Annotated in this window: 10 protein-coding genes; 7 read left to right on the forward strand and 3 right to left on the reverse strand. The window is 66.2% G+C overall.

The annotated features are described in order from the left end of the window. Positions 1 to 20: 20 nt before the first annotated feature. Positions 21 to 476, reverse strand: coding sequence for an Lrp/AsnC family transcriptional regulator (locus tag WBP07_RS14715; RefSeq protein ID WP_395392165.1), 456 nt, complete (start codon positions 474 to 476; stop codon positions 21 to 23). Positions 477 to 613: 137 nt separating this feature from the next. Here WBP07_RS14715 and ald point away from each other — a divergent pair, with 137 nt between their 5' ends. Then, positions 614 to 1729, forward strand: a complete 1116-nt coding sequence (ald, locus tag WBP07_RS14720) for an alanine dehydrogenase (protein ID WP_395392167.1) — start codon at positions 614 to 616, stop codon at positions 1727 to 1729. A 54-nt stretch (positions 1730 to 1783) separates the two neighbouring features. After that, on the forward strand, positions 1784 to 3529 hold the full coding sequence (locus tag WBP07_RS14725) for a diguanylate cyclase (protein ID WP_395392169.1): 1746 nt from the start codon (positions 1784 to 1786) through the stop codon (positions 3527 to 3529). Here WBP07_RS14725 and WBP07_RS14730 read toward each other — a convergent pair. Beyond that, positions 3516 to 3914 (reverse strand): acyl-CoA thioesterase, encoded by a 399-nt coding sequence (locus tag WBP07_RS14730; protein ID WP_395392170.1) that lies wholly within the window; start codon positions 3912 to 3914, stop codon positions 3516 to 3518. The genes WBP07_RS14725 and WBP07_RS14730 overlap by 14 nt on opposite strands. 157 nt (positions 3915 to 4071) lie before the next feature. Continuing rightward, positions 4072 to 6156 (reverse strand): S9 family peptidase, encoded by a 2085-nt coding sequence (locus WBP07_RS14735; protein ID WP_395392172.1) that lies wholly within the window; start codon positions 6154 to 6156, stop codon positions 4072 to 4074. A 392-nt stretch (positions 6157 to 6548) separates the two neighbouring features. Here WBP07_RS14735 and WBP07_RS14740 point away from each other — a divergent pair, with 392 nt between their 5' ends. The 5 genes from WBP07_RS14740 to WBP07_RS14760 all read left to right on the forward strand — a co-directional run bounded on the left by WBP07_RS14740 (position 6549) and on the right by WBP07_RS14760 (position 12299). Beyond that, positions 6549 to 8381, forward strand: coding sequence for an aminopeptidase P family protein (locus WBP07_RS14740; protein WP_395392174.1), 1833 nt, complete (start codon positions 6549 to 6551; stop codon positions 8379 to 8381). 66 nt (positions 8382 to 8447) lie between these two features. Continuing rightward, complete coding sequence (locus tag WBP07_RS14745) at positions 8448 to 8849, forward strand: cupin domain-containing protein (protein ID WP_395392176.1); 402 nt, start codon at positions 8448 to 8450, stop codon at positions 8847 to 8849. Between the two features lie 434 nt (positions 8850 to 9283). Further along, a complete protein-coding gene (locus WBP07_RS14750) occupies positions 9284 to 10057 on the forward strand; it encodes an EF-hand domain-containing protein (RefSeq protein ID WP_395392178.1) in 774 nt (257 codons plus the stop codon). Positions 10058 to 10078: 21 nt separating this feature from the next. Beyond that, positions 10079 to 10813, forward strand: a complete 735-nt coding sequence (locus WBP07_RS14755) for a response regulator (RefSeq protein ID WP_395392180.1) — start codon at positions 10079 to 10081, stop codon at positions 10811 to 10813. A 13-nt stretch (positions 10814 to 10826) separates the two neighbouring features. Next, positions 10827 to 12299: an ATP-binding protein gene (locus WBP07_RS14760; protein ID WP_395392181.1), complete on the forward strand. Its 1473-nt coding sequence runs from the start codon at positions 10827 to 10829 to the stop codon at positions 12297 to 12299. Positions 12300 to 12338: the final 39 nt, after the last annotated feature.

A 12338-nucleotide genomic window follows, 5' to 3' on the forward strand; every position in this document is an offset into this window, starting at 1 on the left:
GGGTGGGCCAGCACCGCCCCTCACGGCACCGCATACCCCTCAAACCGCTTGATCCGCCGCAGCGAGAAACTCGACCGCATCGACGACACCCCGGGCAGCCGGGCCAGGCAGTCGCGGTGGATGCGGTCGTAGTGGTCCAGATCCGCCGCCGCCACGCGCAACTGATAGTCCGCCGCGCCGGACATCAGGTGGCATTCGAGGATATCGTCGAAATCCCCCACCGCGCGTTCGAAGCGCTCCATCGCTTCGCGGCTCTGGCTGGTCAGCGTGATCTCCACGAAGACCTCCACCGACAGGCCCAGCCTTCGCGCATCGACGCGCGCGGCATAGCCAAGGATCAGGCCCTGCTCCTCCAGCGCCCGGATGCGGCGGTGGCAGGCGGAGGGTGACAGGTTCACCAGCGAGGCAAGGTCGGCGATCGAGCGCGAGGAGTCTGCCTGCAACGCTTCAAGAAGTGCGCGGTCCGCCCGGTCCATGGAAAAATCTCTTGCCGTTTGTTTCAAGCATGGGAAATATTCCTGTTCCGGCGTGAAGCAAAGCCCAATTCGGTGAAACTTTGCGCGGGGGCAGGTGTATTTCGGTCGGCAGGAAAGTTTTTGCGGAGTCGAAAAAAATGCGTGTCGGAACCGTTCGGGAAATCAAGAACCACGAATATCGCGTCGGCCTCACGCCGGAAAGCGTGTGCGAACTCGTCGCCCATGGGCACGAAGTCTGGGTCGAAAAGGGTGCCGGCATGGGCATCGGCGCCAGCGACGAAGCCTATGCCAAGCAGGGCGCGAAGCTGATCGACACCGCGAAGGAGATCTTCGACGGCTGCGAGATGATCGTGAAGGTGAAGGAACCGCAGGCCAATGAGCGCGCAATGCTGCGCGAAGGCCAGATCCTCTACACCTACCTGCACCTGGCGCCCGATCCGGAGCAGACGGCGGACCTGGTGAAGTCCGGCGTGACCGCCATCGCCTACGAAACCGTCACCGGCCCTGGTGGCCAGCTGCCGCTGCTGAAGCCGATGAGCCAGGTGGCCGGCCGCATGTCGATCCAGGCGGGCGCCACCGCTCTCGAAAAGGCCCACGGCGGGCGCGGCGTCCTGCTGGGCGGCGTTCCGGGCGTGATGCCGGGCAAGGTCGCGGTGATCGGCGGCGGTGTCGTCGGCTTCAACGCCGCGCAGATGGCCGTCGGCCTGGGCGCCGACGTGACGATTCTGGACCGCAATCCGGACGTGCTGGAACGCCTGGGCATCTATTTCGAGGCGCGCGCCAAGACGCGCTTTTCCAGCACCGCCAACCTCGCTGAAAGCGTGGCCGATGCGGATCTGGTGATCGGCGCCGTGCTGATCCCCGGCGCCGCCGCGCCCAAGCTGGTCAGCCGTGCGATGCTGAAGACGATGAAGCCGGGCGCCGTGCTGGTGGACGTGGCCATCGACCAGGGCGGCTGCTTCGAAACCAGCCACCCCACCACCCATGCCGAACCGACCTTCGTGGTGGACGGCGTGGTGCACTACTGCGTGGCCAACATGCCCGGCGCCGTCGCCCGCACCAGCACCTATGCGCTGAACAACGTGACGCTGCCGCACGCCCTTGCCATTGCCAACCTGGGCTGGAAGGCCGCGCTGAAGGCCGATCCGCATCTGGCCGCTGGCCTGAACGTCCATGCCGGCCACGTAACTTTCGAAGCCGTGGCGACCGAGCTGGGCTACGAATACGTCCCTACAGCTAGTCTGCTTGGGTAATTTTTGCCTAGCAGTTAACCATATCTTGAGTGCCGTGCTATCAAGGGAACAATCATGTTTCCCGGGGCACGGCACTTCCTGATAACGATTGCGGGGGCGATCCTGACGCTGCTGGCCCTACCGGCCTCAGCGGAAACGGTTTTTGCCCCTGGATCGCTGTGCACGATTCTGGCGCCGGACAGCGAATCGGCAGCCAATCTCGTCCGCGATCCCGCCCGCTGGCAGTGCAACGGCGCGCGCTGGCGCGTCGACGGAAACGCCGCCAGCTTCGTGCGAATCGACATGACCGGACTCCCCCGTGGTGGGACGCCCGTTCCGGACGAGACGCTCAATACCCGCCTCACCCGTTTCGGCGCCTTGTGGATCACCGCAATCGGCGCCGACGGCAGCACCGCCACGCGTGAGATCGCGCATGACGATCTGCGCTTCGCCTCCACGTCCTGGACGATGCGGATGCCGTTGCCCCGGCTTGAAAGCGGGGCGGCCGTGCAGGCCTACGTCGTCAAAGTGATCGGCGCGCGCCACAAGGGCCTGCTCTCCGACGTGGAGATTGCACCTGCCCCCGATGAGCGCGCGGTGGGGGATGACGAGCTGATTCTGGCCGCGCTCTGCGGCCTGATGCTGATGCCGCTGGCGCTGAACTTCGCGATCTACCGCGTGCTGCGGCAACCTTTTGCGCTGTGGCACGCGCTGGGCGTCTTCGCGATGCTGACGCAGACGGCGGTGGCCAGCGGTATCGTCAACCGCTTCGTCTCGCTTTCCCTGAACCAGATCTGCCTGCTCTCCTCGCTGAGCTGGAGCCTGACGATCATCGCCGCCTCGCGCTTCTTCGACGATCTGCTGGAACCCGGCATGCTGGGCAAACGACAGAAGCAGTTGCTGCTGGGCGTGATCCCCTGGGTGCTGTTCTGGTCGGTCTACTACAACCTTGCCGGCGGCCCCCTGCTGTCCAGCGTGGCGAGCGTCTATTACGCATCGTTCCTGCCCTTCATCGGCCTGCTTGCCTGGACGATGGCCACGGCGGCGATGCGCGGCAGCCGCACGGTATGGTTCCAGATCATAGGCTGGGCGCCGCTGATCACGATGGGCGTGGTGCGCATCACCTCGATGCTGGGGGCGACCGACACGCCGATGGGGCTGATGAGCGCGCAGCATTTCTCCATCGCCTTCGAAGTGCTGGTGACGACGCTGGGCGCGGCAGACCGCTTCATGGCGATCAAGGACCAGCGCGACCGCGCGCTGACGCAGGCGCGCATCCTCGAAAGCCTGGCGGAGCGCGATCCGCTGACCGGCCTCTACAACCGCCGCGGGTTCGAGGAGCGTTATACCCGCCTTGTGCTCGATGGTTTCAGCACGATGGCGGTGCTCGATCTCGACCACTTCAAGTCGATCAACGACACGCGCGGCCACGCCACCGGCGACGCGGTGCTGCGCGCGGTGGCGCTGGCACTGATGCCGGACGAGGATACCGTGGTCGTCCGCATCGGCGGTGAGGAATTCCTGCTGCTGCTACGCGGCAAGAACGGGGCGGAGCGGGCCGAGCGCCGCCGCCAGGCGATCCCCGCGCGCATCGCCGCCGAAGTGCCGATGCTGGACCGGCCGGTCACTGCCAGCATGGGCCTTGTCACCGGCGCGCCGCCGATGCGCTTTGCCGATCTCTATCGCAAGTGCGACCGCCTGCTCTACGAAGCCAAGGCCGCCGGGCGGAACCGCACCGAAATGCACACTTTCTCTGCCTCCGCATCGTCCCTCGGGCTGCCGCCGTCAGAGCCAGAGCAGAACGTCGTCAGCCTGCACTGAAGCGTGCGCTAACTTCTGGCGGCACGCGCATGATGCGGCCGGTTTCCTTGTCGATCATCGCCCAGGTCGTCTTGGCCGACACGATCACCTTTCCGGCGGAATTGCGGAAATCGACATGGCGGACGAAGCGCGCGCCGGTGGGGCCTTCGGGAATGAAGGTTTCCGCCGAAACGCTCTCGCCCTCGGTAACATTCCCGCGATAGTCGATCTCGTGCCGGGTCACGACCCAGACGTACTTGTCGACCTGCTCCGGCGTGGCATCCGCCTCCCAGTGCGAGACGGCCATCGCCTCCATCCACTGCACCCACACGGCATTGTTGACGTGGCCCATGACGTCAATGTCATGGGCCGTCGCCGTGAAAGTCTTGGAGAACCGGTCGCTCATGTCTTTCTCCTGATCGGAAATGCCCATCCGGGCATTTCCGTGCGGCACCGGCCCACTCCGCCACCCGGCCACCCATCAGGATACACTCGTGGGAGGTCGGGTGGGGGAGTGGGCCGGTGCCGCAAAATCCGGCTACGGCCGGATTTTCAAACTCATCTCAATTTTCAACACCAAGCTGCCAGAGGATGAAGGCGAATTCCTCCGCCGTTTCCTTAAGGCTTTCGAACCGGCCCGACTTGCCGCCGTGGCCGGCGCCCATGTTGGTCTTCAGGATCAGCTCGTTGCCGTCGGTCTTCACCTCGCGCAGCTTGGCCACCCACTTGGCGGGTTCCCAATAGGTCACGCGCGGGTCGTTCAGGCCGGCGGTCACCATCAGCGGCGGATAGGCCTGGGCCGTGACCTGATCGTAGGGCGAATAGCCGAGGATCAGCTCGAACGCGGCCTTGTCCTCGATGGGATTGCCCCATTCCGGCCATTCGCCCGGCGTCAGAGGGAGCGAATCGTCGAGCATGGTGTTCAGCACGTCCACGAAGGGCACATGCGCCACCACTGCGCCGAACAGATCCGGGTCCGAATTGACCACCGCGCCCATCAGCTCGCCGCCTGCCGAGCCGCCCGAGATCGAGATCTTGCCCGCTTCGGTGAAGCCGCGCGCGATCAGGCCCTTGGCCACGTCCACGAAGTCGTTGAACGTGTTGGTGCGGCGATCCAGCTTGCCCGCCTTGTACCAGGCGCGGCCCAGATCGTCGCCACCGCGAATATGCGCGATGGCATAGGCGAACCCGCGATCGACCAGGCTGAGCCGCGCGGTGGAGAACCCCGGATCGATCGAGATGCCGTAGGCGCCATAGGCATAGAGGTGCAGCGGCCCCGCACCGGCACGATCGCGGCGATAGACCACCGAAACCGGCACCATCGTGCCATCGCGCGCTTCAATCTCCAGCCGCTCGGTCGCATAGAGCGACGCGTCGTAGCCGGAGGGGATTTCCTGCACCTTCAGTACTTCCAGCGTGCGCGTGGAAACATCGTAATCGTAGACGGTCGAAGGGCTGACCATCGATTCGTACGTCAGCCGCAGCGTCGTCACGTGCCATTCGGGATTGTTCGACAGTTCCGCCGAGTAGCTCGCCTCGGGGAAGGTAACCGGCTCCACGCGGGCGGGATCGTCGTAGTACCGCACCTCGATCTGGTCGAGCCCGGCGCCGACGCCTGCCGTCTTGCGGCCTTCGGCCACATAGAAATCGCGGAACAGGTCCACCCCGGTCAGGTAGAACGCGTCGCTGCCTTCGATCAGCGTCGTCCACTCGCCGGGATTGGTGAGCGGCGCGGTGGCGAGGCGGAAGTTTTCGTGCGTGTCGTTGGTGTGGACGTAGAGCACGCCCTCTCGCTCATCGACGTCGTACTCCACGCCCTTCTGGCGCGGCTTGACCAGGATCTGTTCGCCCAGCGGATCGTCGGCGCGCACCATGCGCGTTTCACTGGTTTCGTGATCGCTGGTGCCGATCAGCAGCCACTGCTCGTTGGCGGAGAGCGAGGAACCGACGCGGAAGCCCTCGTCATCCTCGTGATAGAGTTCAACGTCGCTGTCCGCCGGCTGGCCCAGCCAGTGCAGGCGGGCATTGTCCGTGCGCCACTGCTCGTTGGCGAGCGAGTAGACGAGGCCGGTGTCGTTCGCGACCCAGACGAGCGCGGAGAGCGTGCCGGGAATTTCGTCCGCCAGCAGTTCGCCGGTGGTCAGATCCTTGATCCGCGCGGTGAAGCGTTCGGAACCGTTGTCGTCCACCGAATAGGCCAGCAGCTTGCCGTTGGCGCTGGTGGAGATCGCGCCGAGGTTGAAGTATTCCTTGCCCGCAGCCAGTGCCACTTCGTCGAGGATCAGCTCGTCAGGGCCGCCAGCGACGGGCTTGCGCCACCACTTCTTGTACTCGGCGCCTTCTTCGAACTCGATCCAGTAGAGGTAGTCGCCGTCCTTCTGCGGCACCGACCGATCGGCTTCCTTGATCCGCGCCCGCATTTCCTTGAACAGCAGGTCGATCTTGCCCTGCTGTCCGGCCATGCGACCTTCGAACCAGCCGTTTTCCGCTTCGAGATGGGCCAGCACTTCCGCATCGGTCACTTCGGGATAGCCGGGATCGCGCAGCCATGCGTAATCGTCCTCGACGGTCACGCCGTGGCGGGTGAAGCTATGCGGCTTCTTCGCCGCCTGTGGAGGACCTGAAAGGGTCTGGGTGGAATCTGCCATGGGCACGATCTAGGGCCTGTCCTGCGAAAGTGGAAGTATCGTGGTTGTGGTTACGGACCCGCAAGATAGGCTCGTCCCCACAGCCTCTGGCAGCTTTCGGACAATATCCACAACTGCGACCCACAGCCATATTACCCAAAACAACCCCGTCGCCCCCGCGAAGGCGGGGGCCCCGCTTTTCTTGCGGCGTCGGCAGAACCAGCGCGAAGAGAAGGAAGGCAGCGGGGTCCCCGCCTTCGCGGGGACGACGAGGTGTTGAATGGAGACGCTTGGCGGGATCGCATGCTGTTTCGCCGGATTTGCGCCGGGCGCAACGCTGCCCCGATGCTTTCCCTTCCGCAGCACAGGCCCTATGTTGCCCCCATGACCCCCGCAAGCCGGATACCAGATCCATGTTGATGAATACCCATGAAGCGCGGCTCGATGCCCTGCGCCAGGAACTCAAGTCGCGCGGCCTCGACGGTTTCGTGATCCCGATCAGCGACGAGCACATGAGCGAGTATGTCGGCGCCTATGCGCAGCGCCTTGCCTGGCTCACCGGCTTTGGCGGTTCGGCCGGCACCGCCGTGGTGCTGACCGATTCCACACTCTCCCCGGCGGCGGCAATGTTCGTGGACGGTCGCTACACGCTGCAAGTGCGCGAGCAGGTGGACGGCAAGTTCTACGCCTACGAAAGCGTGCCGCAGACCAGCCCCGCGCGCTGGCTGGGCGAGAACGCGCCCAAGGGTGCGAAGATCGGCTACGACGCCTGGCTCCACGGATCCAAGTGGGTGGAGGCCGCGCAGGCTGCCCTCGCCGCCAGGGGCGCGACGCTGGTGCCGGTGGACGGCAACCCGATCGACGCGGTGTGGCAGGACCAGCCCGAACCCTCGCCCGCGCCCGCCATCGTCCACGATGACAAGTTCGCCGGCGAATCGAGCAAGGCCAAGCGCGCCGCCGTGTCCGAATGGCTGGGCGAACAGGGCCTCGACGCGACGGTGATCTCCGCGCTCGATTCGATCGCCTGGCTGCTCAACCTGCGCGGCACCGACGTGGAGCGCACGCCTGTCGCGCTGTCCTACGTCGTCGCCCATGCCGACGGCACCGCCGACCTCTACATCGCAGACGAGAAGGTGACGCCGGACCTGCGCCAGCATCTGGGGAATGCCGTGACCGTGCTTTCGCGCGACCAGTTCGTGGCCGGCCTGAAGAAGCTGGCCGGCATGCGCGTCTCGGTCGATCCGGACAATGCCGTGGCCGCGATCTTCGAAACGCTGAAGGCCGCCGGCGCCACCGTGGTCGAAAATCGCGATCCCACCATCCTGCCCAAGGCAGTGAAGAACCCGGTCGAACAGCAGGGCCAGCGCGATGCCCAGGCGATCGACGGCGTGGCGATGACCCGCTTCCTCCACTGGCTCTCGGTCGAAGGGCCGAAGGGCGAAGTGACGGAAATGAGCGCGGCGGCCAAGCTGCTGGAATTCCGCCAGCGCTGCGGCGACTTGCGCGATCTGTCGTTCGACACGATCTCGGGCGCCGGCCCCAACGCCGCCAGCCCGCACTACCGCGTGTCGGAAGAATCGAGCCTCACGCTGGTTCCGGAAAGCGTCTACCTCGTCGACTCCGGCGGCCAGTATCCTTGCGGCACCACCGACATCACCCGCACCGTGTGGATCGGGAACGGAGCGCCGCTTGCCGAAGTGAAGGACCGCTTCACCCGCGTGCTGAAGGGCACCATCGCCATCGACCGCGCGGTGTTCCCCAAGGGCACCACCGGCAGCCAGCTGGACGCGCTGGCGCGCCAGTTCCTGTGGCAGGTCGGCCTCGACTACGCCCACGGCACCGGCCACGGCGTCGGCAGCTTCCTCTCGGTCCACGAAGGGCCGCAGCGCATCGCCAAGTCGGCGGGCGGACAGGCCGGCACCGCGCAGGACCTGATCCCCGGCATGATCCTCAGCGACGAGCCGGGCTACTACAAGGCCGGTGAATACGGCATCCGCATCGAGAATCTGGTGCTCGTCGTGAAGCGCGAGTTCCCCGGTGCGGACGGCGAATACTACGGCTTCGAAACGCTGACCTTCGCGCCGATCGAACGCCGTCTGGTCGATACCGCGCTGTTCACCGCCGACGAGACCGCGTGGTGGAACGCCTATCACGCCCGCGTGCTGCAAGTGATCGGCCCGCAGCTTTCCGCCGCCGATGATGCGGCGACGCTGGCGTGGCTGGAAGCCCAGTGCGCTCCTCTCTGACCTTGTAGGCAGGAGCCCACAGCGGTAGCTTCCTTCCGGCAAGCGCATTGCCGGAAGGAAGCGCCGATGACCGATTCCGTTCATGACCTGAGGACCAATCCGGTCCACCTCGGCCTCGGCGCCAGAGCCGAAGCGCAGCCGGCCTTCACCGGCATGGAATGGTACGCCGCCTACTCGGCGCGCACCGCCGCGGACGGCGCCGAAGGGCGGCTCGTCTCGATGTACGATTTCTCCGAAAGCTGGGATTCGTGGGAGATGCATCCCGCCGGCGACGAACTGGTCGTCTGCCTTTCCGGCGAGATCACCCTGCACCAGCAACTGCGCGACGGAACGGAGCAGAGCGTGACGCTCACCACCGGTCAATATGCGATCAATCCCCCCGGCGCCTGGCACACCGCCGACGTTTCCGGGCCGGTGACCGCGCTGTTCGTGACGGCCGGCGAAGGCACGCAGAACCGTCCGCGCTGATTCGCCGTTTGTCAAAGCCTTCGACATACGTCGAAGGCGTGCGGCACCGGCCCACTCCCGTCCCGAAGAACACGAAAAGGTCCGGGGGACCTTTTCGCTGAGGGGGCCGACCACCCATCAGGATACACTCGTGGGTGGCCGCGTGGGGGAGTGGGCCGGTGCCGCCAAAATCCGCCAACAGCGGATTTTCGAACAGCTTCAGATCGCTTGCCTCCCGGTAAGCGCGGTGCCAAACTTGTGACAATTGACGACAATAATTCAGGACGGCGGCACAACTGCGCGACAAGCACCCGGTAGAACAAGCCATGAAAGCCGCGGGGCATATCTTCCCCCTCCCTTCCCTTGCTCCGTGGCTTTCGCCTTTTTACCGGCGCCGTATCGCCGACGGGCCGCTTTTGACGCCCCATTTTTTGCCGGAGAGGTCGAGAGTTAACATGACCAACCGCCTGACCAAGCTCGCCATCGGCCTTTCCGCCGCAGCACTCGCCATCGGCGGCGTTGCCTGCGCGCAGACGCCCCAAAGCAGCCCGCCCCAAGATCCCTTCCGCATGGACGCCAATGGCGGCGGCACGATCACCCGCGCCGAAGCGCAGGCCGCTGCCGAAGCCCAGTTCACCCGGCTCGACGTCAACAAGGACGGCAAGCTCGACCAGGCCGACCGCGACGCACGCCGCGCCCAGATGCGCGAGGAACAGTTCAAGCGCCTCGACACCAACAACGACGGCGTGATCTCCAAGGCCGAATTCATGGCAGACCGTGGCCCCGAAGGCTGGGGCGACCGTGGTCCGCGTGGCGGGCCCGGCAAGCGCGGCCCGCATGATCGTGGCTCCGAAGGCCGCCCGGACATGCCGCCGCCTCCGGGCGCTCCTCGCCAGGACGGTGCGCCCGACGCTCCCGGTGCTCCCGGCCAGGACGGCGGCCCCGGAAAGGGCGACCGTCGCATGGGCGATCGCGGCCACTTCGGCCGGGGCTTCGGCGGCGATCGCGGTGACATGATGGCCATGGCCGATACCAACAAGGACGGCTCCATCTCCAAGGCCGAATTCGTGGCCGCCGCGATGAAGCGCTTCGATGCGATGGATACCAACCACGACGGCCAGGTCACCAAGGCGGAACGCCAGGCCGCCCACCCGAAAATGCGCGGCGGACGGCGCGGCCCGCCGGAGGGCGCTCCTCCCCCGCCGCCCGCCGCCACTCCGGCGCAGTAAGCGCCGCCTGAACGGATACCGATGAACGATACCGCAACTGCCCGACTGCTGCTCGTCGATGACGAGGCAGCCCTGCGCGAACCCCTGGCCGAGTACCTCTCGCGCCAGGGGTTCGCCGTGAAACAGGCCCAGAGCGCCGCCGACGCCCGCAACCTGCTGCGTGACGAGAAGCCCGATCTGGTCCTGCTGGACATCATGATGCCGGGCGAGGACGGCCTCTCGCTCTGCCGCCATCTGGTGGAAGCGCAGGACGTGCCGGTGATCTTCCTGACCGCGCGGGGCGAGGCGACCGACCGGATCGTCGGCCTGGAAATCGGCGCGGACGATTATGTCGTCAAACCGTTCGAGCCGCGCGAACTGGTCGCGCGAATCCGCAGCGTGCTGCGCCGCGCCAACCGCATCGCCACTTCCGCGCCGGAGAACGAGGTTTTTGCATTCGAAGGCTGGCTGCTCGATCCGCTGAAGCGCCGCCTTACTGACTCGGAAGGCGCCTCGGTGGCGATCTCCTCGGTCGAATTCCGGCTGCTGATGGCCTTCCTCGAACACCCGCGCCAGGTGCTCAACCGCGATCGCCTGCTCGACATGGTGCAGGGGCGCGAAGCGCATCTGTTCGACCGTGCGGTGGACAACCAGGTCAGCCGCCTGCGCCGCAAGATCGAGGTCGATTCGCGCAATCCGCAACTGATCCAGACGGTGTGGGGCGGCGGCTACATGCTCGCCGCCGACGTGCGCCGCATGACCGCCCCGGCGGACTGAGCAAGCTGCCATCATGACGTCTGCTCGCTTACCCGTGCGCCTGCCCCGCCCGCACAGCCTGATGGGCCAGATGCTCCTGGCCGTGGCCGCCGCGCTGCTGCTGGTGCAAGGCCTTGGCGCTTTCCTCGTCTACCGCGCCCAGCGTGAGGGGTATGAGGCAGGCATGCTGAATGCCGCGGTTTTCCGCGTGATCATGGAAACGCGCGGTCCGCGCGGAATCATGCGCCACCAGAACGGCCCCCGTAACGACCCGCCCGGCCCGCTCTCCGGCCCGCCGCCCAGGGGCTATCACCTCGAATACAGCACCAGTTCGCCGGCCATGGCAGGCGAAGCGCGCGATACCGAGGCGGAGGCCGACCTTGCCAAGATCCTGGCCGATCAGGACTTTGCAGTGCGCGATGTCGTGGTCGTCCACCGCGCGGCCGGCAGCGACCGCTATGCCCGGCGCGGGCTGATGCGGCGCGCGGCCAGCTATGGCCTGTCGCACGACGAAACCAACGGCCTGATGCGCTCCAACCTGATGGTGGTGGGCGTGCGCACGAGCGAGGACAGCAGCTGGATCATCGCCCGCGTGCGCGCGCCGCGCCCGGAAAACGTGCTGCTGAAGCCGATCCTGATCCAGACCCTGAGCATCTACGTGGTGCTGATGGTGGCGGTGACGCTGATCCTGCGGCGCATCACCCGCCCGCTTGCCGCGCTGACCCGCCGGCTGGAACGCTTTGCCGCGACGCAGGACGTGGATGGCCAGCTTCCCCCCTCCGGCCCGGAGGACATGCAGCGGCTGATCGTCGCCCACAATGCAATGGAATCGCGCATCGCCGCCCTGCTGGACGAGAAGGACGTGATGCTGGGCGCGATCGGCCACGATCTCAAGACCCCGCTGGCGGCGCTGCGCGTGCGCATCGAATCGGTGTCCGACGATGTCGAGCGCAGCCGCATGGCGACGACGATCGAGGATATCGTCCGCACTCTGGACGACATCCTTTCGCTCGCCCGCGTCGGCCGCCCGAGCGACCCGCTGGAACGTACCGAACTTTCCGCGCTGATGTTCTCGGTGATCGAAGAGTACGAGGACATGGGCGAGCCGGTGGAAGTGGGCGAAACCGCGCGCATGGCGCTGGAACTGCGCCCCACCTGGATCCGCCGCGCGCTGCGCAACCTGATCGGCAACGCCCTGCGCTATGGCGAACGCGCGCGCGTCTCCCTGACACGCGAAGACACGCGCGAGGGGCGCAATGCGGTGATCGTGATCGACGATGACGGCCCCGGCATTCCCGACGACCAGATCCACGCGATGATGAACCCCTTCACGCGCGGCGACCCATCGCGCAACAGCGCCACCGGCGGCGCCGGCCTTGGCCTGGCCCTCGCCCGCGCCATTGCCGAACAGCACGGCGGCGCGCTGGTGCTGGCCAACCGGCTGGGCGCGGACGGCAAAGTGGAAGGTCTGCGCGCGAAAGTGGAACTGCCAATCCCGATCGGCTGACATCGGCTGACATCAGCTAACGCAAGACGCTGCGGCAAA

The organism is Novosphingobium oxfordense, assembly GCF_044029435.1.
Lineage (GTDB): Bacteria > Pseudomonadota > Alphaproteobacteria > Sphingomonadales > Sphingomonadaceae > Novosphingobium.